Annotated in this window: 24 protein-coding genes; 15 read left to right on the plus strand and 9 right to left on the minus strand. The window is 63.8% G+C overall.

All coding sequences use genetic code 11. From position 1 onward, the window contains the following. Positions 1-57 precede the first annotated feature (57 nt). The 6 genes from paaA to ACFO5X_RS12400 all read left to right on the plus strand — a co-directional run bounded on the left by paaA (position 58) and on the right by ACFO5X_RS12400 (position 4,322). Entirely contained in the window at positions 58-1,041 is a 984-nt protein-coding gene (paaA, locus tag ACFO5X_RS12375) for a 1,2-phenylacetyl-CoA epoxidase subunit PaaA (protein WP_380717770.1), read from the plus strand. A 71-nt stretch (positions 1,042-1,112) separates the two neighbouring features. Further along, a complete protein-coding gene (gene paaB / locus ACFO5X_RS12380) occupies positions 1,113-1,394 on the plus strand; it encodes a 1,2-phenylacetyl-CoA epoxidase subunit PaaB (RefSeq protein ID WP_380717771.1) in 282 nt (93 codons plus the stop codon). Beyond that, positions 1,394-2,122, plus strand: a complete 729-nt coding sequence (gene paaC / locus ACFO5X_RS12385) for a 1,2-phenylacetyl-CoA epoxidase subunit PaaC (protein WP_380717772.1) — start codon at positions 1,394-1,396, stop codon at positions 2,120-2,122. Before paaB ends, paaC begins: the two co-directional genes overlap by 1 nt. Next, complete coding sequence (gene paaD, locus ACFO5X_RS12390; RefSeq protein WP_380717773.1) at positions 2,116-2,601, plus strand: 1,2-phenylacetyl-CoA epoxidase subunit PaaD; 486 nt, start codon at positions 2,116-2,118, stop codon at positions 2,599-2,601. Before paaC ends, paaD begins: the two co-directional genes overlap by 7 nt. A 7-nt stretch (positions 2,602-2,608) precedes the next feature. Continuing rightward, on the plus strand, positions 2,609-3,658 hold the full coding sequence (gene paaE / locus ACFO5X_RS12395) for a 1,2-phenylacetyl-CoA epoxidase subunit PaaE (RefSeq protein WP_380717774.1): 1,050 nt from the start codon (positions 2,609-2,611) through the stop codon (positions 3,656-3,658). 31 nt (positions 3,659-3,689) lie between these two features. Next, complete coding sequence (locus ACFO5X_RS12400) at positions 3,690-4,322, plus strand: class I SAM-dependent DNA methyltransferase (protein WP_380717775.1); 633 nt, start codon at positions 3,690-3,692, stop codon at positions 4,320-4,322. A 10-nt stretch (positions 4,323-4,332) separates the two neighbouring features. Here the strand turns inward: ACFO5X_RS12400 and ACFO5X_RS12405 are convergent, their stop codons facing one another. After that, positions 4,333-5,154: an ABC transporter permease gene (locus ACFO5X_RS12405; protein WP_380717776.1), complete on the minus strand. Its 822-nt coding sequence runs from the start codon at positions 5,152-5,154 to the stop codon at positions 4,333-4,335. A 120-nt stretch (positions 5,155-5,274) separates the two neighbouring features. Here ACFO5X_RS12405 and cysQ point away from each other — a divergent pair, with 120 nt between their 5' ends. From cysQ to ACFO5X_RS12440, 7 genes are all read left to right on the plus strand, one after another. Then, on the plus strand, positions 5,275-6,075 hold the full coding sequence (cysQ, locus tag ACFO5X_RS12410) for a 3'(2'),5'-bisphosphate nucleotidase CysQ (protein ID WP_380717777.1): 801 nt from the start codon (positions 5,275-5,277) through the stop codon (positions 6,073-6,075). Then, on the plus strand, positions 6,075-6,875 hold the full coding sequence (locus tag ACFO5X_RS12415; protein WP_380717778.1) for a 3-deoxy-manno-octulosonate cytidylyltransferase: 801 nt from the start codon (positions 6,075-6,077) through the stop codon (positions 6,873-6,875). Before cysQ ends, ACFO5X_RS12415 begins: the two co-directional genes overlap by 1 nt. Positions 6,876-7,071: 196 nt before the next feature. Further along, a complete protein-coding gene (gene galU, locus ACFO5X_RS12420; RefSeq protein WP_380717779.1) occupies positions 7,072-7,965 on the plus strand; it encodes a UTP--glucose-1-phosphate uridylyltransferase GalU in 894 nt (297 codons plus the stop codon). A gap of 135 nt (positions 7,966-8,100) precedes the next feature. Beyond that, positions 8,101-9,120, plus strand: a complete 1,020-nt coding sequence (locus ACFO5X_RS12425) for a glycosyltransferase family 2 protein (protein ID WP_380717780.1) — start codon at positions 8,101-8,103, stop codon at positions 9,118-9,120. A 178-nt stretch (positions 9,121-9,298) separates the two neighbouring features. After that, a complete protein-coding gene (locus ACFO5X_RS12430) occupies positions 9,299-10,285 on the plus strand; it encodes a glycosyltransferase family 2 protein (RefSeq protein WP_380717847.1) in 987 nt (328 codons plus the stop codon). A gap of 13 nt (positions 10,286-10,298) precedes the next feature. Continuing rightward, positions 10,299-11,996: a DUF5927 domain-containing protein gene (locus tag ACFO5X_RS12435; RefSeq protein WP_380717781.1), complete on the plus strand. Its 1,698-nt coding sequence runs from the start codon at positions 10,299-10,301 to the stop codon at positions 11,994-11,996. A gap of 6 nt (positions 11,997-12,002) precedes the next feature. Then, on the plus strand, positions 12,003-13,433 hold the full coding sequence (locus ACFO5X_RS12440; RefSeq protein ID WP_380717782.1) for a nodulation protein NodH: 1,431 nt from the start codon (positions 12,003-12,005) through the stop codon (positions 13,431-13,433). Between the two features lies 1 nt (position 13,434). On the opposite strand, the gene ACFO5X_RS12445 is transcribed toward ACFO5X_RS12440, so the two are convergent. From ACFO5X_RS12445 to ACFO5X_RS12475, 7 genes are all read right to left on the minus strand, one after another. Then, positions 13,435-13,899 carry a PTS sugar transporter subunit IIA gene (locus tag ACFO5X_RS12445; protein WP_380717783.1) on the minus strand — a complete coding sequence of 155 codons (465 nt, stop codon included), beginning with the start codon at positions 13,897-13,899 and terminating at the stop codon, positions 13,435-13,437. 49 nt (positions 13,900-13,948) lie between these two features. Next, positions 13,949-14,524, minus strand: coding sequence for a ribosome hibernation-promoting factor, HPF/YfiA family (gene hpf, locus ACFO5X_RS12450; protein WP_380717784.1), 576 nt, complete (start codon positions 14,522-14,524; stop codon positions 13,949-13,951). Between the two features lie 261 nt (positions 14,525-14,785). Continuing rightward, positions 14,786-15,544 carry an LPS export ABC transporter ATP-binding protein gene (gene lptB / locus ACFO5X_RS12455; protein WP_380717785.1) on the minus strand — a complete coding sequence of 253 codons (759 nt, stop codon included), beginning with the start codon at positions 15,542-15,544 and terminating at the stop codon, positions 14,786-14,788. Next, the gene (lptA, locus tag ACFO5X_RS12460; protein WP_380717786.1) at positions 15,544-16,029 is read right to left on the minus strand and encodes a lipopolysaccharide transport periplasmic protein LptA; all 486 of its coding nucleotides are present in this window, start codon (positions 16,027-16,029) and stop codon (positions 15,544-15,546) included. Before lptA ends, lptB begins: the two co-directional genes overlap by 1 nt. A gap of 2 nt (positions 16,030-16,031) precedes the next feature. Further along, the gene (locus tag ACFO5X_RS12465) at positions 16,032-16,631 is read right to left on the minus strand and encodes a hypothetical protein (RefSeq protein ID WP_380717787.1); all 600 of its coding nucleotides are present in this window, start codon (positions 16,629-16,631) and stop codon (positions 16,032-16,034) included. Between the two features lie 14 nt (positions 16,632-16,645). Continuing rightward, complete coding sequence (locus tag ACFO5X_RS12470; RefSeq protein WP_380717788.1) at positions 16,646-17,608, minus strand: KpsF/GutQ family sugar-phosphate isomerase; 963 nt, start codon at positions 17,606-17,608, stop codon at positions 16,646-16,648. Further along, entirely contained in the window at positions 17,605-18,219 is a 615-nt protein-coding gene (locus tag ACFO5X_RS12475) for a ribonuclease D (protein ID WP_380717789.1), read from the minus strand. The genes ACFO5X_RS12470 and ACFO5X_RS12475 overlap by 4 nt, the downstream gene beginning before the upstream one ends. 182 nt (positions 18,220-18,401) lie before the next feature. Here ACFO5X_RS12475 and ACFO5X_RS12480 point away from each other — a divergent pair, with 182 nt between their 5' ends. Further along, positions 18,402-21,389, plus strand: coding sequence for a methyl-accepting chemotaxis protein (locus ACFO5X_RS12480; protein WP_380717790.1), 2,988 nt, complete (start codon positions 18,402-18,404; stop codon positions 21,387-21,389). Between the two features lie 163 nt (positions 21,390-21,552). Beyond that, complete coding sequence (locus tag ACFO5X_RS12485) at positions 21,553-23,112, plus strand: hypothetical protein (protein ID WP_380717791.1); 1,560 nt, start codon at positions 21,553-21,555, stop codon at positions 23,110-23,112. 23 nt (positions 23,113-23,135) lie between these two features. Here the strand turns inward: ACFO5X_RS12485 and ACFO5X_RS12490 are convergent, their stop codons facing one another. After that, positions 23,136-24,527, minus strand: coding sequence for a hypothetical protein (locus ACFO5X_RS12490; protein ID WP_380717792.1), 1,392 nt, complete (start codon positions 24,525-24,527; stop codon positions 23,136-23,138). Positions 24,528-24,546 lie beyond the last annotated feature (19 nt).

The raw sequence follows: 24,546 nt of genomic DNA on the forward strand, positions 1-24,546 counted from the left end.
GATTTGTAAAATTTCGTAACATATAAATGGCCCACCGGTTTGGAGGAGCCTCGAGCCATGTACAGCCAAGGTCTGATCGGCGCCGATGGGCGCAGCGACGAAACCCCGGAATTCCTGGCCGCGTTTCAGGCGCGCGTCGATGCGGAAGAGAAGATCGAACCGAACGATCCGATGCCGGCCGGCTATCGTCGTACGCTGGTGCGCCAGATCGGTCAGCACGCGCATTCCGAGATCGTGGGCATGCTCCCCGAGGGCAACTGGATCACCCGTGCACCCTCGCTGCGGCGCAAGGCGACACTGCTTGCGAAGGTTCAGGACGAGGGGGGGCACGGCCTGTACCTCTATGCCGCCGCCGAGACCCTGGGCGTCACGCGCGAGGAAATGACCGAGGAGCTGCTGAGCGGGAAGGCCAAGTATTCGTCGATCTTCAACTATCCCACGCTGAGCTGGGCCGATATCGGCACCATTGGCTGGCTGGTCGACGGGGCGGCGATCATGAACCAGATCCCGCTCTGCCGTTGCTCTTATGGGCCCTATGCCCGGGCGATGATCCGGGTGTGCAAGGAGGAGTCCTTCCATCAGCGCCAGGGCTATGAGATCGTCATGACGCTGGCGCGGGGCACGCCCGAGCAGAAGGAAATGGCGCAGGAGTCACTGAACCGCTGGTGGTGGCCCTCGATCATGATGTTCGGCCCGCACGATGCGGACAGCCAGCATTCGGACCAGTCGATGGCCTGGAAGATCAAGCGCTTCACCAATGACGAGCTGCGCCAGAAGTTCATCGACGCTACCGTGCCTCAGGCAGAGTTCCTTGGGCTGACGATCCCGGATCCCGATCTGAAGTGGAACGAGGAAAAGGGCGGCTATGACCACGGCCCCATCGACTGGGACGAGTTCTGGCGGGTGGTCAAGGGTCACGGGCCGATGGCGAAGGACCGCGTGAAGGCGCGCAAGAAGGCCTGGGACGACGGCGCTTGGGTGCGCGAGGCGGCCCTGGCCCATGCGGAGAAGCGCCGCGCGCGCAAGATGGCCGCAGAATAGGTGGAAAGGCCGGGGGCTCTGCCCCCGGACCCCCGAGGTATTTGGAAACCAGAGAAGATGGGAGGTGCGCCATGAGTGGTGAAGTGCCGCTTTGGGAAGTGTTCATTCGTCCGAGGAACGGTCTCGCACATCGTCACGTCGGCTCGTTGCATGCCGCCGACGAGGTGATGGCCCTGCAGGCCGCACGCGATGTCTACACGCGGCGCGGCGAGGGAACGTCGATCTGGGTGGTGCCCTCGAAGGCGATCACAGCCTCCGACCCCGATCAGGCGGCCGAGAATTTCGAGCCTGGCGACAAGATCTATCGCCATCCGACCTTCTACGACATCCCGGAAGACGTGGGGCATATGTGATGGCCCTGTTCGACGCGCTGCTGGAACTGGCGGACGACCACCTGGTGCTGGGGCACCGGGTCAGCGAATGGTGCGGCCATGCGCCGATGCTGGAAGAGGATCTGGCGATGCCGAACATGGCGCTGGACCTGATCGGCACGGCGCGCAACCTCTACGCCTATGCGGGCGAAGTCGAGGGGAAGGGGCGCAGCGAGGACGATCTGGCCTATCTGCGCGACGAGCGGGCCTATCGCAACCTGCTGCTGGTCGAGCGTCCGAACGAGGACTTCGCCCATACCATGCTGCGTCAGCTCTATTTTGCGGCCTTCATGCATCCCTTCTGGCAGGCGGCTCTGAACAGCCCGGACGAGACCGTGCGGGGGATCGCGGGCAAGGCGGTCAAGGAAATGGCCTATCACATCCGCCATGCGGGCGAATGGGTGGTGCGGCTTGGCGACGGCACCGAGGACAGCGCGCGACGGATGAAGGACGCGGTCGAGGCGTTGTCGATCTACGTGGACGAGCTGTTCGAGGAAGGCGCGGGCGATCCGGCACTGCCGTCGCGGGCCGCCCTGCGCGGGGCCTTCGACAAGACCATCGCCCAGATCTTCGCCGAAGCGGGGCTGGAAGGGATCGAGGTGAGCTATCCCCAGACCGGCGGCCGCGCCGGGCGTCACGGCGAAGCGCTGGGACACCTGCTGGCCGAGATGCAGTCGGTGCATCGGGCGCACCCGGGGGCGACGTGGTAGCCGAGCCGCAATTGCGGGCCTGGGCGGCGGCGGCCTCTGTGCCGGACCCCGAGGTGCCCTGTGTGACAGTGGAAGACCTGGGCATCCTGCGCTGGGTGCGGATGGACGGCGAGGTGGCCGTGGCGGGCGTGACGCCGACCTATTCGGGGTGCCCGGCTGTGCTGGCCATCGAGTTCGCGGTGGAGGCGGCGCTGCGGGACGCCGGATTCGAGGCGCGCATCGAGCGGGTGATGACCCCGCCCTGGACCACGGACTGGGTGACGCCCGAGGGGCGCGAGAAGCTGCGCGCCTACGGGATCGCGCCGCCGGCGGAAACATCAGGCTCCAAGATGGCGCTTTTCGGGGAAACGGCAGTGGCCTGTCCGCGCTGTGCCTCGGAGCGGACCGAGCGGCTGTCGGAATTCGGATCGACCGCCTGCAAGGCGCAGTATCGCTGCATCGCCTGTGGCGAACCCTTCGACTATTTCAAATGTATCTGAGGCCCCCATGTTCTACGACCTGACGATCCGCGATGTGCGCCGCGAAACCGATGACGCCGTGGCGATCAGCTTTGACGTGCCCGACGTGTTGGCCGAGGCCTATGACTTTGCGCCCGGGCAGTATCTGACGCTGCGCGCCGAGGTGAACGGTCAGGACATTCGCCGCAGCTATTCCATCGCCAGCGCGCCGGGCGAGCCGCTGACGGTGGGGGTGCGGAAGATCGCGGATGGGACGTTCTCGTCCTTTGCGCATGGGCTGCAGCCGGGCGATACCATCTCGGTCATGCCACCCGAGGGCCATTTCACCTGCACCAGCGAGCGCAATATCGTGCTGATCGCCGCCGGTTCCGGTGTGACGCCGATGATCTCGATCGCCGCCGCCGCGCTGGCACGCAAGGCGCGGGTGACCTTGGTCTATGGCAACCGGACGACGGACAGCATCATGTTCCGAGAGGCGCTGGCGGCGCTGAAGGACCGTTACATCGACCGCTTCACGCTGCTGCATATCCTGAGTCGCGAGCCGCAGGACGTGCCGCTGTTCAACGGGCGCATTTCCGGGGAGAAGATCGAGCAGCTGGCCCGCGCCGGGGCGGTCGATCTGGACCATGCCGATGGCATTTTCCTGTGCGGGCCGACCGAGATGATCCGCGACGTGACCGAGACGCTGCGCGCCCGGGGCATCCGCAGCGCGGGAATACATTACGAGCTGTTCTACGTGGATGGCGAGCCGCAGCGGAAGCCGCGCTCGCAGGAAGCGGAGAGCGCGGCGCAGCGGGGCGTGGCGGTGGCCGTGGTGCTGGATGGCAGCCAGAAGGAGTTCCGGTTCGACTCGGGCGACGAGAATATCGTCGGGGCGGCGGCGCGGCAGGGGCTGGATCTGCCCTATTCCTGCAAGGGCGGCATGTGCTGCACCTGCCGCTGCAAGGTGGTCGAGGGCAGCGCCGAGATGGCGGTGAACTATTCGCTGGAACAGTGGGAGATGGATGCGGGCTTTACCCTCGCTTGCCAAGCCCGCCCGACCAGTGACCGGCTCGTCCTCGACTTCGACGCCGCTTGAGTCGAATCGCTCATGCGCCTTTGATGGGGGCATGAGTGAGAAACATCCCGATCTCGACGCAGCCTATGGCCTGAAGACGCCCGAGGATTCGCGGCGGCTCTATGCCGAATGGGCCGGCGACTATGACACCTCCTTTGCGGCGCGCGAGGATTACCAGCTGCACATCCATACTGCGCGTGCCTTTGTCGACGCGGGCGGGCAGGGGCCGGTGCTGGACGTCGGGGCGGGCACCGGGCTGTGTGCGGCGGTGCTGGCCGAATTCGGGGTGGGGCCGATCGACGCCACCGATATCTCGGCCGAGATGCTGGAACGGGCGATGCGCAAGGACATCTATCGCGACGCGATCCTGGCCGATGTGAACGAAGGCATTCCGGCGCCGGCGGAGAGCTATTCGGGCATCGTGTCCTCGGGCACCTTCACAACGGGTCATGTCGGTCCCGAAGCCATCGACCAGCTGCTGCGGGTGGCGCGACGCGGCGCTATCCTGACCCTTTCGGTCAATGCGCAGCATTTCCGGTCGGCCGGGTTCGCGGCAAAATTCGACGCGCTGCAAGCCGGGGCGATCCAGAACCTGACCCTGGTCGAGACGGCGATCTATGGCCCGCTGGCGGTGGGGGCGCACAAGGATGACCTGGCGCTGATCGCGGTGTTCGAAAAAGCCTGAGGCCGGTGCGCTAGCGCCGGGCGCTCCAGCTGGAGGAGACGTGGCGCCGGGTATAGAATTCGCCCATGAGTCCGATCATCGTCAGCGCGATGCCGACCCACAGCGCGTAGACCCAGTTCGAATAATGCGGGTTGTAGTTGATGAAGACGAAGCCGCGCGACTGGTCGATGGTATGGAACAGCGGGTTCCAGTCGAACATCTTGAGCATGAACCCCGGCAGCGTATTTGCGAGGAACATCTTGCCCGAGGCGATCATGTTCGCGCGCTGGTAGATCGTCGCGGCTATCCCGGAGAGGGCGGGGAACCAGGGCTTGATCGACAGCATGATCAGCCCGACAGCACAGCCGGTGAACCAGCTGAGGAGCAGCATTCCGAAGGCCGACAGCGGATCCTCGATATGCACCGGCGTGAAAATGGTGTGATAGCCGAAGAGGATCACCAGCATCGAGAGCACCTGGACGTAAAGCGAGCCCAGCGCCGCGGCCGAAATGCTGATGGCGGTGTTCATCGGCGCGTGCTGCATCATCGTGCTGCCCGGTCCGTCCGCGCCCGACACCGCGCCCACTGCCTTGACGTGGCACTGGAACAGGAAGATGCCGGACATCACGTAGAGGAGGAAATCGCCGCGGACGGCCGAGGTGCGCAGCTTGAGAACCGTGAACATGAAATAGAAGACCAGCACGAACATCATGGTCTGAAGCATGTTCAGCCCGATGGCGATGAAGGCGTTGTTATGCTTGGCGCGCACGCTGCGGACGGCGGCGTGGAAGATCAGTTCCAGCGTGGTCAGCGCGCTGGACAGCGGTGACCGGTGTACCCTGTGTCTGAACATGCGGTCTGGTCCTGCACCTCGGGGCGGCGGGCATGGACTTCTTGCCGTTCCGCCGCTTTCTCAGCATAAAGGCGCGGATCCGACTATTCAACAAACCCGCGGACGAGTGGAGAAAATCCAGTGCAGTACGAGACATTGATGCCATTGTTGCGCAGGCTGGCGCTGGAAGCGGGCGCGCGGATCATGGACATCTATGACGCCGAAGATTTCGAAGTGAAGACCAAGTCCGACTCGAGCCCGGTGACAGAGGCGGACGAGGCTGCCGATGCGCTGATCTCGGCGGGTTTGCGCGCGGCGCTGCCAGACATGATGCTGGTGACCGAGGAGCAGGCCGCCTCGCACAGCGCGCGCGGCGACACCTTCCTGATTGTCGATCCGCTGGACGGGACCAAGGAGTTCATCAACCGGCGCGGCGATTTCACGGTGAACATCGCGCTGGTGGAAAAGGGGGTTCCGACGCGTGGCGTGGTCTATGCCCCGGCGAAGAAGCGCATGTTCTTTACCCTGGCGGATGGCGTGTCGGTCGAGGAGACCGGCGCGTTCGATCCTGAAGTCATCGGGGAAACCCGGCCGATCCGGGTGACCGAGCCCGACAACGGTGCCTTGATGGTGGTCGCGTCGAAATCGCACCGCGATCAGGCGACGGACGACTATATCGCGCAGTATGCGGTGCGCGACATGACCTCGGCGGGGTCTTCGCTGAAGTTCTGTCTGGTCGCGACGGGCGAGGCGGATCTTTATCCGCGTCTCGGGCGCACCATGGAATGGGACACTGCTGCCGGCCATGCGGTGCTGCTGGGCGCCGGCGGGCGCGTGGTGCGTTTTGACGATCTGACGCCTCTGACCTACGGCAAGGAGGGTTTCGGCAATCCCTTCTTCATCGCCTATGCCCCGGGTGTCGAGCTGAAGAAGGCAGGCTGATGTCGGTTCTGATCGTGATTCCCGCGCGCTATCCTTCGGTGCGCTATCCGGGCAAGCCGCTGGTCGAACTGACCGGCGCGACCGGGAAGAAGCAGACTCTCATCGAGCGATCGTGGCGCGCGGCCTGCGCGGTGGGCGGGGTCGACCGCGTTGTGGTGGCGACCGACGACGCGCGGATTCAGGGGGCGGCGCAGGGGTTCGGAGCCGAAGTGGTAATGACCTCTTCGGACTGCGTCAACGGGACGGAGCGCTGTGCCGAAGCCCATGCCGCGCTGGGCGGCGGTTACGAGATCGTTGTGAACCTGCAAGGCGATGCGCCGCTGACGCCGCATTGGTTCGTCGAGGACCTTGTGGCTGGCCTGCGCGCCGCGCCGGAGGCCGGGATCGCGACACCGGTGCTGCGCTGTGACGGCGAGACGCTAAACAGTTTTCTTGACGACCGCCGGCATGGAAGGGTCGGCGGAACCACGGCGGTTTTTGCCGCGGACGGGACCGCGCTCTATTTCTCCAAGGAAGTGATCCCCTTCACGTCCAAGCAATACGGTCCGAGCGAGCCAACGCCCGTGTTTCACCATGTCGGCGTCTATGCCTATCGGCCCGACGCGTTGAGCGCCTATCCGACCTGGCCCAATGGCCCGCTGGAGCGACACGAAGGGCTGGAGCAGCTGCGGTTCATGGAGAATGGCGACCGGGTGCTTTGCGTCGAGGTTCAGGCAAGAGGCCGGCAATTCTGGGAACTGAACAACCCCGAGGACGTTTCAAGACTCGAAGCCATGATGGCTCAGATGGGACTGGAGTGATCGCCGCGATGTTGACAACGCCTGTAAAATAGGCCCGATTGTCATTTTGAGGCAGGCTCTTGCCGACGTCTTTTCGAGGCGCCGGTCTCAGCCCTAGCAAAATATAGCGAAAACGAATATCACACGTCTGGCTGCCATAAAATTACCCTTTCAGGCGGTTAACCAGTGCAGTGTTCGCAACGAATTGAGGATCATAATGCGCAGAAAAGTCACCAAAGCCATTTTCCCTGTCGCAGGCCTTGGGACCCGCTTCCTGCCCGCCACCAAGTCGGTCCCGAAGGAGATCATGACTTTGGTCGATCGCCCGTTGGTCCAATATGCGATCGATGAGGCCCGTGCGGCTGGCATCAAGGAATTCATCTTCGTGACCTCGCGCGGCAAGAGCGCGCTCGAGGACTACTTCGACCATTCGCCGGTGCTCGAACAGGAGCTGCGCAAGAAGGGCAAGACCGACCTGCTTGCTCTGCTCAAGGACACCAACATGGAAAGCGGCGCGATTGCCTATATCCGCCAGCACAAGGCGCTTGGCCTTGGGCACGCTGTCTGGTGTGCGCGCCGGCTGATCGGCGACGAGCCCTTTGCTGTCATGTTGCCGGACGATGTGATCGCGGCGGAAACGCCCTGTCTGCAGCAGATGGTCGAAGCCTATGCCGAGACCGGTGGCAACATGGTTGCGGCGATGGAGGTTCCGCCGGAGAAAGCTTCGGCCTATGGGGTTCTGGACGTTCAGGAAGACATGGGGTCGATCGTTTCGGTCAAGGGAATGGTCGAGAAGCCCGCACCGGGAACCGCGCCGTCGAACCTCGCGGTGATCGGTCGCTATATCCTTGGGCCGTCGGTCCTGAACAACCTGAACAAGATCAAGGGCGGCGTGAACGGAGAGATCCAGCTGACCGACGCGATTGCGGCCGATATCGGCACCGAGAACACGGTCTACGGCTATCGTTTCCGCGGCCAGCGCTTCGACTGCGGATCGAAGGCCGGCTTCCTTCAGGCCACGGTTGCATTTGCCCTGGCGCGCGATGACCTGCGCGACGATCTGAGCCGGTATCTGCAGGACATCGTTCACCTGTCGAAAGCCGCCGAATAACCGACCGGAGCGCCGTGTGACACTGACAGGCGGCGCCGGTGATTGTGAGCGACATGGCTGTAAGGCCTTGAAGGCGACCAGGGAGAACCGGTCGCCTTTTCCGTTACAGAGCCGCGAAAGTGGGATGCGCGCGCCGTGACCGACGCGCCCGGCCTGTTCCAGCGATTTCGCCTGCGCCAGAAGCGCCGTCGCCTGTTGTGGCGTTCGTTCCGCAGCCGACGTGATCTGACACCCGTAGCCGACCGCACGGCCGCGATCCGGCCCCGCGACGTGCTGGTCGTGATGGTGCTGCGCAACGAGGCGCATCGGCTGCCCTACATGCTGGATCACTACCGGCGCCTGGGGGTCGCGCATTTCCTGGCGGTCGACAACGACAGCACGGATGACACGGCAGCGATCCTGGGCGCGGCGCCGGATGTCTCGCTGTGGCGGACCGGGGCCAGCTATCGCGCCGCCCGGTTCGGGCTGGACTGGGCGAGCTGGCTGCTGATGCATCATGGCCACGAACACTGGTGCCTGATGGTCGATGCGGACGAGCTGCTGGTCTTTGCCAATTGCGACAGCAGAACGCTGCCAGACCTGACTGCCTGGCTCGACGCGCGCGGGCAGGTGGCTTTCGGGGCACTGATGCTGGATCTCTACCCGAAGGGACCGGTGGGAGAGGCGGATGTTGCGCCCGGTACAGACCCTGTTCTGGCGCTTCCCTGGTTCGATGCCGGCCCCTATCGCAGCGTCCGTCAGGCGCCGGCGATGAACCTCTGGGTGCAGGGCGGCCCGCGAGAGCGGATTTTCTTCGGCGATGCGCCCCGCCGCTCTCCGACCTTGAACAAGGTGCCGCTGGTGCGCTGGAACCGGCGCTGGGCGTTCACCAATTCCTGCCATGCCTTGTTACCCTGGAAGCTGAACATGGTCTGGTCCAGTCCGGGCGGGCCTGAGCCAGCGGGGGTGCTGCTGCACAGCAAGTTTCTGGCCGATGTGGTCGTGCGGGCCACCGAGGATCTGGCGCGGCGGCAACATTTTCACGACCCCGATCTGCTGGTGCCCTATTACCGGGCGTTGGCGGCACGCCCGGTTCTCTGGACGCCGGACTCGGTGCGCTACACCGGGTGGCAGACGCTGGTCGATCACGGTCTGATGCCCGCTATCGCGTGGTAGGGCGGGCGTCGGTCGGGTCTGAGTGCCACGACCTCCGCTTTTGCCGACATTCGGCCAGGCTTGCCTCTTGTAACGAAATCTAAATTCACCGAGTCTCACATGAGGGCACGGTCGAGCGCGCAATTATGGCGGCCACCGGTCAGGGGAAAAGAACGTGAGCCTTTGGGATTCCTACCGCATGCGGGTCCGGCGCAAGCGCCGGCTGTTTCGAGCTGCGCGGAAGTCTTTGGAACTGAAGGTGTTTCAGGATTTTACACCGGGGATCGGCAAGGACGACATCCTGCTGATCTGCACCATGCGCAACGAACAGATCCGGCTTCCTTATTTCCTGGGCTATTATCGCGGTCTGGGCGTGCGCCATTTCCTGTTCGTCGACAACGACAGTACGGACGGAACGCTGCAATATCTCTACGGGCAGGAGGATGTTTCCGTCTGGACGACCAGAGCAAGTTACAAGTCGGCGACCTATGGAATCGACTGGGTGAACTGGCTTGCGCGCACATATGCCCATGGGCACTGGACGCTGGTTGTCGATCCTGACGAGTTCTTCATCTACCCGTTCTGCGATACACGCCCTATTCCGGCGCTGACCGACTGGCTGGACAATTCCGGGATCCGAAGCTTTTCGGCGATGCTGGTCGACATCTATCCCAAGGGGCGGATCAATGCGCAGCCCTATCGGGCCGGGCAGGATCCGCTGGAAATCGCCGCCTGGTTCGACAGCGGAAACTACACGATCAAGCGCAATCCGACCTATGGCAACCTGTGGATACAGGGCGGACCGCGCGCCCGGATGTTCTTTGCCGACGCGCCAGAGCAGGCACCGGCGCTGAACAAGATCCCTCTGGTGAAATGGGACCGCAAATATGCCTTCGTCAGTTCGACCCACGCGCTGTTGCCGCGCGGGTTGAACCACGTCTATGACGACACCGGCGGCGAAAAGGCCTCGGGCGCGTTGCTGCATGCCAAGTTCCTCGATACCTTCTCGCAGAAGGCGCGCGAAGAGCTGGACCGGCAGGAACATTATGCCGGGTCCATGGAATACAGGGTCTACGCAGAGCGTTTGCATGAAAATCCGGACTTCTGGTGCAAGTGGTCGGAAAAATACATCAACTGGCGGCAGCTCGAGATCCTCGGGCTGATGTCCAAGGGCAACTGGGCATGAGAGCGGAGGGCGCATGACGGTCGGCATCGTCATGCTGGTGCACACGGCGCTGGATCGGGCCGAGCAGGTGGCCCGGCACTGGACCGCCTCGGGCTGTCCGGTGGTGATCCATGTCGACCGCAAGGTCCCCCGGCGCACGCATCGCGCCTTTGTCGCCTCGCTGACGGACGATCCGCTGATCCGGTTTTCGCGGCGGCATCGATGCGAATGGGGCACGTGGGGTATCGTGGCTGCCTCGCAATCGGCGTCGGAACTCATGCTGGCCAGCTTTCCGCAGGTGCGTCACGTCTATCTCGCCTCGGGGTCATGCCTGCCGTTGCGCCCGGTGCAGGAGCTGATCGACTATCTGGCCGCGCGGCCGCTGACCGACTTCATCGAAAGCGCCACGACGGCCGATGTGCCGTGGACGGTGGGCGGCCTGGACGAAGAGCGCTTTACCCTGCGCTTTCCGTTCAGCTGGAAGCGCCACCGCTGGCTGTTCGACAGATACGTCGACCTTCAGCGCAGGCTGAGGATTCGGCGCAGGATGCCGCCCGGCATGGTGCCGCATATGGGCAGCCAGTGGTGGTGCCTGACGCGCCAGACGCTTTCGGCCATCCTCGAAGCGCCGGACAGGAAGATTTATGACGATTATTTCCGGCGGGTGTGGATCCCGGACGAATGTTATTACCAGACGCTGATAAGGCTTTATTCGCGCAATGTCGAAAGCCGGTCACTGACGCTTTCGAAGTTCGACTTCCAGGGCAAGCCGCATATCTTCTATGACGACCACCTTCAGCTGCTGCGCCGGTCGGACTGTTTCGTCGCGCGCAAGATCTGGCCGCGGGCCGACCGGCTGTATCAGGCGTTTCTGACCGACAGCGCCCATGCGATGAAGAAGACCGAGCCGAATCCGGGCAAGATAGACCGGATATTCTCGAAGGCGGTCGAACGGCGTACGCGGGGGCGGCCGGGGCTTTACATGCAGAGCCGGATGCCGAAGCACGGGTTCGAGAATGGCATCACCTCTGCCCAGTATTCGATGTTTCAGGGTTTTGCCGAGCTTTTCGAGGATTTCGAGATCTGGCTGGGACGCGCGACAGGTGCGCGGGTCCATGGCCATCTCTTCGCACCCGACCGCGCCGAATTCGCCGGCGGGCAGACGCAGTTCAACGGAGCGCTGAGCGACAGCGCCAAGATGCGCGACTATGCGCCCGAAAGTTTTCTGACCAACCTGGTCTGGAATGCGCGCGGGGAACGGCAGTGCTTTCAGTTCGGGCCGGCCGACAATCAGGCGGTGAACTGGCTGGTGGCGCGCGACCCCAATGCGCAGGTTTCGGTGATTTCGGGCGCCTGGGCGGTGCCGCTGTTCCGGTCGAACCGCAACTTCGGTGAAATCCGGAAAGAGGCGGCTCGGCTGCAGAAGATCGAAAAGGACCATCTGGACATTCTGCGGTCATATTATGCGAAGGCGCGGGTGCGGATCTGGACGATGGCGGAGTTTGTCGAGGCTCCGATGGAGCCGTTGCAGACGATCGTGGACGAGATCGGGCTGGTGCATCAGCGCCGACTGACCGAGGCGCCGCGCATGGTCGATCTGTCGGGCTTTGGCCAGTTCCTGCAGAACCTGAAGAACCAGGGGATGCATCCCTACCTCATGGGCGATTTCCCGGTGGATCAGGCGCCGGTGACGATGCCGGGCACACCGCGCAAGCCCTATCTGGTGCGGTAGAGGCTGATGACCGAGAAATTCGACTGGTTCGTTGTTTTCGCCGAAATGCGCACCGGCTCCAACTTTCTGGAGACCAACCTGAATGCGCTGGGCGGGGTTGCCTGCCACGGCGAGGCATTCAATCCGCATTTCATCGGCTATCCGAACCGGACGGAGATTCTGGGCGTCAGTCGAGCGCTCCGTGACATCGATCCGGCGCGTTTGCTGAATGCTGTGAAGGCACAGCCCGGCGTGCTGGGCGGTTTCCGGTATTTTCACGACCATGATCCGCGGGTGCTGGATGCGATTCTGAACGACCCGCGCTGTGCCAAGATCGTGCTGACCCGCAATCCGCTGGACAGTTACGTCAGCTGGAAGATCGCCAAGGCGACGAACCAGTGGAAGCTGACCGACGTGAAGCGCCGGAAGGAAGCGAGGGCGGAGTTCGACGCGGAAGAATTCGCCGCGCATGTCGCCGCTTTGCAGGCGTTTCAGGTGACGCTGCTGAACCGCTTGCAGACCAGCGGTCAGACGGCCTTTTATGTCGCCTATGAGGACTTGCAGGACCTTGCGGTGATGAACGGCCTCGCGGCCTGGCTGGGTGTGGAGGGGCGACTGGAGGCTTTGGACCAAAGCCTGAAGGTACAGAACCCCGAGCCGGTTCTGGCCAAGGTCGCGAACCCCGAGGAAATGGAGCGGGCGCTTTCCGGGCTGGACCGGTTCAATCTGACCCGAACACCGAATTTCGAGCCGCGGCGTGGCGCCGGGGTGCCGTCCTTCGTCGCCGGTGCGAAGACACCGCTGCTTTACCTTCCGATCCGAGGCGGGCCGGAAGAGGAGGTTTTGCGCTGGCTGGCGGCGCTGGACGGTGTGAACGAGGCGGATTTGCCGACCCGGATGAACCAGAAACAGCTGCGCCAGTGGAAGCGCGCGAATCCGGATCATCGCAGCTTTACCGTTCTGCGGCACCCGGCGGCCCGGGCGCATGCCGTGTTCTGCCGCAGGATTCTTGGCGCGGGCCCAGGCAGTTTTGCGCGGCTCCGGGAGCTGTTGAGGACTCAGTTTAAGCTGCCGCTGCCGGCTGACGGGATAGGACCGGACTATACCTCCGAGCGCCACCGGGAGGCTTTCGAGGGGTTCCTTGGTTTCGTGAAGGCCAGCCTGGCGGGTCAGACGGCGCTTCGGCTGGACGCGGCCTGGAGCACGCAGGCCCAAAGCCTGACCAGTTTCGCCGACTTCATGGTGCCCGATCAGGTGCTGCGCGAGGACGAACTTGCCACGCTTCTGCCCGAGCTTGCCCGCCGCAGGGGGCATCCCGGTCCGCCGGCCATTGACATGGCCGCGCCCGACCAGCCCCATGCGCTGGGCGACATCTATGATCCCGGGCTTGAGGCGCTGGTGGCCGATACCTATCAGCGCGATTACGTGATGTTCGGATTCGGACCCTGGCCGGGCTAGGTCACACCAGCTGGATCGAGTGATCGGAGGTCAGAAGGGCGTAGAGCTTGGCCGGTTCGGGGTTGGCCCGCAGCTTGGCGCAGAGGGCGGAATCGCGCAGGGTGCGCGAGACAAGCGCAAGGGCCTTAAGGTGTTCGACGCCGGCCTCTTCCGGGGCGAAAAGCGCGAAGGCCAGATCGACCGGTTGACGGTCGACCGCGCCGAAATCCAGCGGTTTTTCCAGCATGACGAAACAGCCGACCACGCGTTCAAGCCCGGAAAGTCGGGCATGGGGCAGGGCCACGCCGTGGCCCACGCCCGTTGGCCCGAGGCTTTCCCGCTCGAGCAGGGCATCGACGATCTCGGTTTGGACAAAGCCATAGGCCGACCCGGCAAGATCGCCGATTTCCTGAAACAGCCGTTTCTTGCTGGACGCGGCTTGCAAGACCTTTACGGCCTGCTGTTTCAGGATGCGCGAAAGCTCCATATGGGGCGTGCTCCGGTTGTTGCGGCGCGCCCATCGAAGAGCGCGCGTTTCATTCCTGGCTGCGCGGGTCGATCCAGCCGATGTTGCCATCTTCCCGGCGATACACCACGTTCAGGCCCTTCTTGGTATCGTTCCTGAACACCAGGACCGGCGCGCCGGCCAATTCCATCTGCATGACCGCCTCGCCGACTGAGAGCGAGGGTATCGTCGCCTCCATCTCGGCCACGATGATCGGTTGCAGGGTCGTCGGTTCGGCATCGTCCGAGTCGCCTTCAGCGGCGAGGATATAGGAGGAACCGCCCAGATATTCAACCGGTTCCGACCGGTCGCGATGGTGGTCCTTCAGCCGCCGCTTGTAGCGCCGGAGCTGCTTTTCCATCTTCTCGGCGCAGCCTTCGAAAGCCGCGTAGATTTCGGTTGCACGGGCGCTGGCGGTGGCGTTCAGGCCGGTCGACAGGTGGACGGTCGCCTCGCAGGCATATTCGTGTCCGGACCGGGAAAAAACCACATTGGCATCCGTCGGTCGGCCCGCATATTTGCTGACGATCTCGTCAAGCTGCGTTTGCACATGGGTCTGGAGAGCTTCTCCGATGTCGATCTGCTTGCCGCTGATTTTGTAACGCATGTGTGCTCCTTCACATTGGCCGGCCGGCCCGGGCCGCAATTGCGCGGCACGGGACTTTCACTGTCGGCTGGCGGAAAAGGCGATCGTCTTCGGTTCTGCGCACAGCCGCCCGAACGACCCGGCCTGACCTGAACATGCATCGCACCGTGCAATCGCCATGGGTCAATTGACGCATCAGACCGCGTGCAAGTCAATGGCATCTGCGTCGCCGCGGGCGCGGCAAACAGGCTCAGGCACAAAGCTGCCCGGTGGGGGCCGGGTTCAGCCGATCCGGAAGTTCTCGCCCAGATAAACGCGGCGTACGTTCTCGTTCTCGACCACCTCGGCCGGCGTGCCGGACATCAGGACCTGTCCGTCGTGCAGGATATAGGCGCGGTCGACGATCTCGAGCGTCTCGCGCACGTTGTGGTCGGTGATCAGAACGCCGATGCCGCGCTTCTTGAGGTCCGCGACAAGGTGCCGGATCTCGCTCACCGAAATTGGGTCGACCCCGGCGAAGGGTTCGTCCAGCAGGAGGTATTTCGGCTCGGCCGCCAGGCAGCGCGCGATTTCGACACGGCGCCGTTCACCGCCCGAAAGGGCCAGGGCCGGGGCGCGGCGCAGGTGTTCGATGGAGAAGTCGGACAGCAGTTCTTCCAGACGCTCGCGCCGCTTGTGCGGATCGTCATGGGCGATGTCGAGCACGGCAAGGATGTTGTCCTCGACGCTGAGCCCGCGGAAGATCGACATTTCCTGCGGCAGATAGCCGATGCCCAGGCGGGCGCGGCGGTACATCGGCAGGGTGGTCACGGTCTGCCCATCGATGGCAACAGTGCCGGCCTCGGGAAAGACGAGCCCCGCGATGGCGTAGAAGGTGGTGGTCTTACCCGATCCGTTGGGCCCGAGAAGGGCAACCACCTCGCCCCGATGCAGGGTCATGGTGACATCCCGGATCACCATGCGGCGCCGGAAGGATTTGCGCAGATGCGAGATCACAAGCCCAGACGTGCCGTCTGTGACAGACAGTTCCGGGCGGGTCATCAGTTGCCCTTCGGATTCAGCACGGTCTTGACGCGGCCATTCATCTGCGCGGCGCCGGTGGTCAGGTTGACGGTCATCCGCTCGGACGTGAGGGCATTGTTGCCCTGGGTCAGCAGCACATTGCCCGTCATCACCACGACGCCGGTTTCGATGCTGTAGTCGGCCCGGTCGGCCTCGGCCGCGTCGGGACCGCTGACGAGCACGACGTCGCCCGTGGCTTCGACCTGGGCGATACCGCCGCCATCCTTTTTGTAGATGACCAGCACCTGCTGTGCGGTCAGCTTCATCTCGCCCTGACCGACCAGCACGTTGCCCTTGAACAGCGCCGAGCCGTCGGCCTGGTTGACGTCGAGCGTGTCGGCCGTGACTTCCACCGGAAGGCTGGTGTCTGCCTTGACCGCACCAAAGGCGACATTTGTGGTTTGGGCTTGCACAGCCGGAGCGGCAAGCAAAAGGCAAACGGCCAGGTTCCGGACAGTCAGCACGATTAATCTTCCGTTATTTTGGGCTGATATACCAGCTTGACGCCCTGCTTGAAAAGCAAATGCACGGGCTCGCCCTCGCTTTTCGCGCCAAATTCCATCTGTCCTGCGTCCAGCGTGCCGAATGGGCCGTTTCCTGCCACCGGGCCGGGGGCGCTGCCGGCGGCGCCTCGCAGCGAGCTGTTGAGCACCTCGGTGCGAAGGGAGAACCCGTTGGAGGTTTCGAAAAGGACATTGCCGGTGAAGGTGGCCATGTCTTCCTCGACGTCCAGCCGAGCGATATCGGCGTCGAGCGTCATGATGTCGCCGTCGGTGCGCGTCATCTTGGCGTGCACCACTTCGGCCACGGCCGGGGCGCCGTTGCTGCCGGGGCGGGCGAATTTCGCGCGCACCGTTATGGCGTCTCCGTTTTCGGCGGCGCCCGAGTAGAAGGGCGCGGTGATCTGCTGGTTGCGCATCCGGTCGGCGACCTCGTTCTCGGCGAAGGGAATCTTCGCCTCGAGGTTCACGCCGCGCGAGATGAGGAATAGCGTCGCCAGGATCGCCAGAGCGAGCAGCGGCAGCAGCACCTTGAAGAAGGCCACCATGCGGGAATACCGGTCCATCCCGCTCTCCTGTCTCAGCCCAGCCCGACGCGCAGGCAGTCGTGGATGTGCAAAAGACCAAGAGCCGGGCCCGGCCCCTCGGTCACAAAAAGCGAGGTGATCTGCGCCTTGTTCATGATCGCCGCGCCGGCTTCGGCCAGCGCGTCCGGGGGGATTGTCTTGGGATTGCGCGTCATCACCTCGCCCGCCGTGTGGTCGAGCAGCCCTGCGACCTGCCGGCGGATGTCGCCGTCGGTGATGATGCCGGCAAGGTGGCCCCGCGCGTCGGTGACACCGGTCATGCCAAAGCTGCCCCGGCTCATCGCCGCCAAGGCCTCGGCCATCGGTGTCGACTCGGTGACCATCGGCACTTCGGTGATCGTGTGCATCAGGTCGCGGACCTTGGTCAGCTGTGCCCCGAGTTTGCCGCCGGGGTGGAAGTCGCGGAAGTGCTCGGCCCTGAAATCGCGATAGCGCATCAGCGCCACCGCCAGCGCATCCCCCATGGCCAGGGTCAGCGTGGTCGAGATCGTAGGCACGATGCCATAGCCGCAGGCCTCGCCCAGGTTCGGGATCAGCAGGTGGGCGTCGGCGGCCTTCATCAGCGAGCTCTCGGGTCGGCTGGACAGACCGATCAGCGGGATGCCGAAGCGGCGGGTATAGGCGACCAGGTTCGCCAGCTCCGGTGCCTCGCCCGAGTTCGAGATCGCGAGCACCACGTCGCCCTTTGCCACCATGCCGAGATCGCCATGGCTGGCCTCGGCCGGGTGCACGAAATGTGCCGGTGTGCCCGTGCTGGCCAGAGTCGCGGCGATCTTGCGCCCGATGTGGCCGGATTTGCCGATGCCGCTGACGATGATTCGGCCGGTGGCCGAGAGCATCAGCCGAAGCGTTTCGGCGAAGCGCTCGTCCAGACCCTCGGCCAGCACGTCGAGCGCGCGCGCCTCATCGGCGATGACCTGGCGCGCCGTGGCGAGGAATGTTTCGGACTGGCTCATGAGTGGGCGAATATGTCGATTTCGGGCCAGCCTTCCAGATCGAGCAAGGCCCGGGTCGGCAGGAAATCGAAACAGGCCTGCGCCAGTTCGGTGCGCCCCTCACGCGCGAGCAAGACGTCCAGTGCGTCGCGCAGCCGGTGCAGGTGCAGCACGTCCGAGGCGGCATATTCGAGCTGGGCCGCCGTGAGACTCGGGGCACCCCAGTCGCTTTGCTGCTGTTGCTTCGAGATGTCGAGGCCAAGCAGTTCCTGCGTCAGGTTCTTCAGGCCGTGGCGGTCGGTGAAGGTGCGCACCAGACGGCTGGCGATCTTGGTGCAGTAGACCGGGGCCGCCAGCGCGCCGAAAGCGTGATGCATCGCCGCGATATCGAAGCGCCCGAAGTGAAACAGCTTGAGCACCTCGGGATCCGTCAGCATCCGCGCCAGATTGGGCGCGGCGGTCTGGCCGCGCTCTACCTGGATGATATGCGCGTTGCCGTCACCGCCGGACATCTGGATCACGCACAGCCGGTCGCGATGCGGATTGAGGCCCATCGTTTCGCAGTCGATGGCCACGATCGGTCCCAGATCCAGACCGTCCGGCAGATCGTTCTTGTAGAGGTGATTCGCCACGCGCGCGCTTCCCTTTGGTGCCGCGAGAGGCGGCCTTTGGGCGGAAATAGGCGCTTTGCAGGACAAACTCAACCGCCGCATCGGCGGCATCGGGCCGGGTTTACCGGAGCGAAAGGAGTTTCGCTTAGCAGAGGACGGATGTGTTTCGGTCCATCGAAACCGAACTGCGCGGAGAAATTCTGATGAACCCGATGTCCCGAATGAAGATCGCGGTAAAGCTGCCCCTGATCATGATCGCAATGACTTTGGCGACGGTCCTCGCCACAGCCCTGTTCGGATTCCGAGAGGCGGCACGAGACATGCGCGGACAGACTGTGGAACAGCTGAAGATGCTCGCTTCGGCCCGCGCCGATGTGGCGGAGATCCTGCACGACAGCTTCGTTTCGGAACTGCGGATGCAGGCAGGCGGTCAGTTGGCGCTGGGCGCAATGCGGTCTTTACAGATGGGGTACGCCAGCTTGACCAACGCGCCCGCGGTGCTGGTACAGACCTATGTGACCGGCAATCCGAACGCAGAAAGCGGACGGGAACGGTTCATCGGGCCAGAAAACGGCAACGATTTCGATGTCGCGCACCGGCGCTACCATGGGATCCTGGACGACCTGCGAAACACGCTTCAACTCTACGATATCTTCCTGATCGATGTGGACGGCAACGTGATCTACTCGGTCTACAAGGAAGCGGACTTTGCGCAGAACGTCCTGAGCAGTCCGCTGAGCGACACCGGCCTGGGCAAGGTCTTTCGCGCCGCGGTGACGCTCCGGCCCGGCGACGATCCGGCGGAGGTCGATTTCAGCAAATATGCACCCAGCGGCAACCGACCCTCTGCTTTCCTGGGCAGTCCGGTCTATGACGAGACTGGGGCGATGCTGGGCGTGATGGTCTATCAGGTCTCTGCCGCCGCGATGGAGCAGGCCGTCAGCGATGTTCAGGGCATCGGCGAGCAGGGCACCGTCTATATGGTCGGCAGCGACCAACTGCTGCGCGCAGAGGCGCGGGACGACATCGCCGGGGCCGTGCTGAGCCAGCGCATCGACAACCCTGCGGTGGCTGGTGCGCTGGACGGGCAGTCCGCGACATATGAGTATACGGGCTCTGGCGGATATCCCGTGATGGCCCATTCCCAGCCCGTCGCGCTCTTCGGGTCGACCTGGGCGCTTGTTGCAGAGGGTGCGAGGGACGAGCTTTTGGCCGCCACGGCCACGATGAAGCGGCATTTCCTGATCATTGCGGTCGTCACATGCATCGTGGCAACCGGGTTCTCGATCGTCCTCGCCCGTTCGATTTCTGCGCCTCTGGCCCGCGTCAGCGGAGCCATGGGTCATATTGCCGAAGGCCATTATGATACCCATGTTCCCGAGACGACCCGCGGGGACGAGATCGGCGGGATGTCACGCCAGCTGGATGCTTTCCGCAACGCCTTGGATGAGGCCGATGCAATTGGCCGTGAGGCCGCCTTCAAGAGCGCCGGCTTCGAAAATGCCTCTTCGGCGATGCTGATGGTCGATTCGGATTTCAACGTGACATTCCTGAATACGGCAATGATCAAGCTTTTCGACGAGAAGGCAGAGGATTTCCGAAAACTTACCGGGGGTCTCGGCGCCCGCGAGCTGATCGGGATCAACATGGACCGGTTCCATGCGCTGCCGGACCGCGTTCGTCAGGTCGTCACCCGGCCGGGTGCCCTGCCGATGCGGACGGTGGTCAAGATCGGGACAACCTTCTTCTCGCTGATGATCTCGGCGGTGCATGACAGGTCGGGCAAACAGGCCGGTATGGTCATCGAGTGGAAGAACGAAACCAAGTCGCTGCGCGATTCGACGATCATCGCCGCGCTCGACACGAATTCCGTCCGCATCGAAGTCCGGCAGGATGGCCGCCTTGGCTGGGTCAACAGCTTTGTGTGCCGTCGCACGGGCCGCAAGGTCGAAGAGTTGCTGAACCTGGATGCCGACAGCCTGATAACATTGCGCCCCAACGGAAACGAAAGGATGCGCAAGGTCTCTGACATCGTGCGCAGCCGCGAGACGGTTTCATGCGAGGCCGTGTTCAGGCTGAACAGCCTGGAAATGCGGATCGATGCCACACTCTCGCCCATGGACGACCCGCAGGGCAAACCCGCCGGTCTGGTCCTGGTCGGCAACGATGTGACCGAGGAGCGTTCGACGCTCGAAGCGGCCAATGCGGAACGAGCCCGCACGGAGCGCGAACAGGCACAGGTGGTTGAAAGCCTGCGTCAGGGCCTGACCCGACTGTCCGAAGGCGACCTGACCACCCGGATCGAGACGGAATTTGCACCGCAATACGAACAGCTGAGACAGGATTTCAACGGTGCGACACAGCGCCTCGAGGCCGCGATCGGCAGCATCGCCGAGAGCGCCGGCGCCATCCGGTCGGATACCAGCGGCATCAGTTCCGCCTCGCAGTCGCTCTCCAAGAGGACCGAAACGCAGGCGGCTACCCTTGAGGAGACCGCGGCTGCGCTCGACAATCTTACGGGTTCCGTGCGCACCGCGGCCGAGGGTGCGACGAACGCCGCTCTCATGGTGCGCGAGACGCGCAGCAATGTGGAAACCAGCGGCGGTGTCGTGCATGAGGCCGTCGGGGCCATGGGGGAAATCGAGAAGTTTTCCAACGAGATTTCCAGCATCAGCGGGGTCATCGACGAAATCGCCTTCCAGACCAACCTGCTGGCGCTCAATGCCGGGGTCGAGGCCGCCCGCGCAGGTGAAGCCGGCCGAGGTTTCGCCGTGGTGGCCTCGGAAGTTCGGGCGCTTGCCCGGAGGTCATCCGACGCAGCCCGCGAGATCAACTCGTTGATCTCCTCCAGCGGCACCCAGATCAAGCGCGGCGTCACCCTCGTGAGCAAGGCGGGCGAAGTGCTGACGAAGATGCTGGAGTCGGTTTCCAACATTTCCGGCAGCGTGGAGAGCATCGCGCAAAGCGCAACCGATCAGAGCCGGGGTCTGCAGGAGATCAATTCGGCAGTGAACCAGTTGGATCGCGTCACCCAGCAGAACGCGGCAATGTTTGAACAGACCACCGCGGCCAGCCTGGCGCTCGCGGAAGAGGCAGAAGCGCTGACCCGCGCGATGAGCCAGTTCACCACGGCCCAGACCCGCGCAACGTCAGCGCAGGCCGCTGCCGCGCCGATGCGCGCGGCTAGCTGATCACCTTGACGGAATGACGGGCACGGATGCACGGGGGTCTTTTGCCCGGTCTGATTCCGACGCGGGCATTGATCTCGAAGTGCGGCCAGTGGAGACTGCAGGAGTCCGCATCCGGCCGTCTAACACGGCGGAGAGGGCGGGCTGAGCCTGAACGGAGTTCCGATTGACCCTGTTGCGCGTCTGTATCGTGTTTCTGCTTATCTGTCTTGGTCAGGTGGGACCGGCTCAGACACGGATGGTCGGGCCGGACGATCTGAAACCGTTCGGACTGCCTGGGGTCTGGTTCGATGCCCGGTCCGCGCCCGAGGCGGTTGCCGGCGCCGGGGCCTTTGGTCCGGGGGCAAAGCGGATGGCGGGAGGGACTCAGCTGAGCAGCCTGATTGCTCGGGGCAAGGCACAGGGGTTTTCAGGGCTGATCTACGAAAACCGGGACCGCGGCCATTCCACCCTGCCACAAGAGCTGTTTCCGGGACTTGTACATCTGCAATACGACGCCGAACTGATCCGTCAAAAGGCCGATTACGGGCTGGCCGCCCGCACCGTGATCGCAGCTCCGCTGGTTGGCAATTCCTCGACCGCGCTGACCCGCGGCCTCGGCGCGCGCAGCCTTATGCGGCTGGCGATGACAATCCCTCTTGGCCCCGAGACCGCCTATGCGCAGTATGTTTCGGACAGTCTGTATCTCTATCCCGAACACCGCGACCACGACAGCCGCGATCTATATCCCGCCAACTGGCCCTATATGGTGACAAGCCAGGGATCATCGGGATCCGATCAGCCCTTTCTGCGCGCCTTGCTGATGACCCTTGCAGCCTTCAGCGCCGAGACGCGCGCCAAGCTGGTCGAGACCCATCAGATCGCCCCCACGCTGCAGATGATCCTGCGGCGCAACATGGCTGGAATCAACAGCGACGCCGACTACCGGAGTGGCCTGGCCCATCCGACCGTCTTCGATGGAACGGCGCTGCGCCCCGACCGGATGATCGCCCACGCCGCGGCAATGTCGCCCGACACCGTGCCGCCGCGTCTTCGGCTGCGAGTCGAGTCGGAGGAGTTTCGGACCTCGGCCGGTCTCATGGAACGAAGCGAGCTCTTGTTCACCACGCCGTCCGCGATTGCCCGGCTGTGGCGTGATTATGCCTTTCGCCGGGAAATGGTGGTGAGCGCGGAGGGCAGTTCCGATGCCAACGGAAAACCGTTGCGGTTTCATTGGGAATTGCTGCGTGGAGACCCGGGCAGGATCCGGATCGAGCCGCTGGACGACGAGGGCCGCCGCGCGAAGCTGAGCATCGACTGGCACGATGAGTATGCGGTGTCCCGTCCCCGCAGGGATGCGCCGGTTCTTCTGACATCGCGCGTGGACATCGGCGTGTTTGCCGACAACGGCACCGCGCAGAGCGCTCCAGGATTTGTTTCGGTCGCCTTTCCCACCCATCAGCGCCGCAGTTACGAGATGCGGGAGGGGCATATGCGGCTGACGTCCATCGATTATGACGCCGCCAGCCGCAGCGCCGAGTTTGATCCGCGGCTGTTCTGGTCCGGGGCCTGGCGCGACGAGATGGATTATGACGATCTGGGCCGGTTGCGCGGCTGGCTGCGCCGTGGCGTGGGGGGCGAAGCGACGGCCTTTGCGGCGGATGGCATGCTGAGCGATGGGCGCATGGTGCACTATGACGTGGAAAATCCGGCGCTGCCGATGGTCTATACCTGGCACGCGGATTAGTGGCGCAGCCCGCGTGCGGCGGATCAGTTCAGGTCGAACTTGCGCGACAGGCTGACGAAAACGCCGTTGGACGTTCCCTTGCCAAGGGTCGGCGACAAGGGGCTGCCGACTAGCGTTTCATCCCGCGTGGTCAGGTTGACGCCGGCGTTCAGATCCCAGTCGCTGGTCAGTTCGTAGGAATACCCCATCGAAAGGTCGGTGCGCGCGACGTCGTTCGAGGTGGAGGAGCCATCGGTCAGGAAATACGAAACATTCGCGAAGATGCTCGACTGGGCATTGACCTGATGGCGGAACTGGCCGGCCAGCGACGTGACGAAAACGTTGTCGTTGTTCGAGTCGACCTGAACCCTGCGATCCAGGCTGAGGGATATCGTGCTTGTCGGCATCTGGTGCTGCCAGGACAGCCCGCCAATAAGTTCGGGGGAGCCGCCCTGGAGGCTTGAGGCGCCGACGTTGAATGCAAGGCTGCCGGTGGGCAGGATGATGCTGCGCTGAACGCTGAGCGTATCGACGTCGCCGCTGGCGTCCCGGGTGAGCGCGTAGGAAGCACCAAAGGACCCATTGGGTGTAGGTTGACTGTAGTTCAGGCTGCCGGTCACACCGCTGGAGGATTGGGCCGTGCCGCCGGTATTGTTGGGATCGCCATCGGTGTAACCGACACGGGCGGACACCATCGCTCCGGTCGCCAGTTCGCGATCGAACCCGACCCCGATCGACCGGCTGTCTTCGGTGGTGCCGACAACATTGTTGTTGTAACGCGACGCGCTGAGGTCGATCACGCCCGCCGTACCGGGGGAAAAGCGGAAATATGTGCTGAGCTTGACGTTGGCACGGTCATAATCGGTGGGCGCCGCGGTTGTCGCGTTGATGTATTTCACGCTGTCGCGTGTTGCCTGAAGCCGAAACCCGATGGGGGCGTCGATGCCGGCTTCGTAATCGAAGGAAAAGTTGCTGGCCTGCCGATCCCCGGTACCCTGGAGGTTGGCCAGGTCACTGGGCGGAGTGATGACATTGTCCTCGTCGCGGAAATCCCAGAGCGGGCGCGACTGCGAGAGCGCGCTTTCGGAGTAGGAGGCATCGAGGGAAAGACGCGCGCGCGCGGCCTCGATGGAATAGTGCAAGGCCGCCGCGGGATCGACAAAACCGGTCTGCACGCGGCTGCCGCTCGGGATGCTGCCGAACCGCAACGCGCCACCGATCAGGAAATTGAACTTCTGGGTCCGGGTTTCGCTGGAGACATTCAGCGCCAGATCCGTGGTCGAGAGCGTTGTGCGGCCCTCTTCCGGATTGGCGAGACTGCCGGGCACGCCCAGCGACAGGTTATCCGAGGTGCCGAAGCTTTGTTGCACGCCAAGGCTGACTCTCAGGCCGCCACCCTCGTCCTGCGCGAGTGTCGGGCCGGTCATATAGACCATGAGGGCCGCTATTGCGGTC

This window comes from Seohaeicola nanhaiensis (genome assembly GCF_042654245.1).
Taxonomy (GTDB): domain Bacteria; phylum Pseudomonadota; class Alphaproteobacteria; order Rhodobacterales; family Rhodobacteraceae; genus Seohaeicola_A; species Seohaeicola_A nanhaiensis.

What these genes read in the sequence shown, in the direction of transcription:
- paaA (WP_380717770.1), top strand. Translation starts at nt 58, where the DNA reads ATGTACAGCCAAGGTCTGATCGGCGCCGATGGGCGCAGCGACGAAACC.
- paaB (WP_380717771.1), top strand. Translation starts at nt 1,113, where the DNA reads ATGAGTGGTGAAGTGCCGCTTTGGGAAGTGTTCATTCGTCCGAGGAAC.
- paaC (WP_380717772.1), top strand. Translation starts at nt 1,394, where the DNA reads ATGGCCCTGTTCGACGCGCTGCTGGAACTGGCGGACGACCACCTGGTG.
- paaE (WP_380717774.1), top strand. Translation starts at nt 2,609, where the DNA reads ATGTTCTACGACCTGACGATCCGCGATGTGCGCCGCGAAACCGATGAC.
- ACFO5X_RS12400 (WP_380717775.1), top strand. Translation starts at nt 3,690, where the DNA reads ATGAGTGAGAAACATCCCGATCTCGACGCAGCCTATGGCCTGAAGACG.
- ACFO5X_RS12405 (WP_380717776.1), bottom strand. Translation starts at nt 5,154, where the DNA reads ATGTTCAGACACAGGGTACACCGGTCACCGCTGTCCAGCGCGCTGACC.
- ACFO5X_RS12415 (WP_380717778.1), top strand. Translation starts at nt 6,075, where the DNA reads ATGTCGGTTCTGATCGTGATTCCCGCGCGCTATCCTTCGGTGCGCTAT.
- galU (WP_380717779.1), top strand. Translation starts at nt 7,072, where the DNA reads ATGCGCAGAAAAGTCACCAAAGCCATTTTCCCTGTCGCAGGCCTTGGG.
- ACFO5X_RS12430 (WP_380717847.1), top strand. Translation starts at nt 9,299, where the DNA reads ATGCGGGTCCGGCGCAAGCGCCGGCTGTTTCGAGCTGCGCGGAAGTCT.
- ACFO5X_RS12435 (WP_380717781.1), top strand. Translation starts at nt 10,299, where the DNA reads ATGACGGTCGGCATCGTCATGCTGGTGCACACGGCGCTGGATCGGGCC.
- ACFO5X_RS12440 (WP_380717782.1), top strand. Translation starts at nt 12,003, where the DNA reads ATGACCGAGAAATTCGACTGGTTCGTTGTTTTCGCCGAAATGCGCACC.
- ACFO5X_RS12445 (WP_380717783.1), bottom strand. Translation starts at nt 13,899, where the DNA reads ATGGAGCTTTCGCGCATCCTGAAACAGCAGGCCGTAAAGGTCTTGCAA.
- hpf (WP_380717784.1), bottom strand. Translation starts at nt 14,524, where the DNA reads ATGCGTTACAAAATCAGCGGCAAGCAGATCGACATCGGAGAAGCTCTC.
- lptB (WP_380717785.1), bottom strand. Translation starts at nt 15,544, where the DNA reads ATGACCCGCCCGGAACTGTCTGTCACAGACGGCACGTCTGGGCTTGTG.
- ACFO5X_RS12465 (WP_380717787.1), bottom strand. Translation starts at nt 16,631, where the DNA reads ATGGACCGGTATTCCCGCATGGTGGCCTTCTTCAAGGTGCTGCTGCCG.
- ACFO5X_RS12470 (WP_380717788.1), bottom strand. Translation starts at nt 17,608, where the DNA reads ATGAGCCAGTCCGAAACATTCCTCGCCACGGCGCGCCAGGTCATCGCC.
- ACFO5X_RS12480 (WP_380717790.1), top strand. Translation starts at nt 18,402, where the DNA reads ATGAACCCGATGTCCCGAATGAAGATCGCGGTAAAGCTGCCCCTGATC.
- ACFO5X_RS12490 (WP_380717792.1), bottom strand. Translation starts at nt 24,527, where the DNA reads ATGGTCTATATGACCGGCCCGACACTCGCGCAGGACGAGGGTGGCGGC.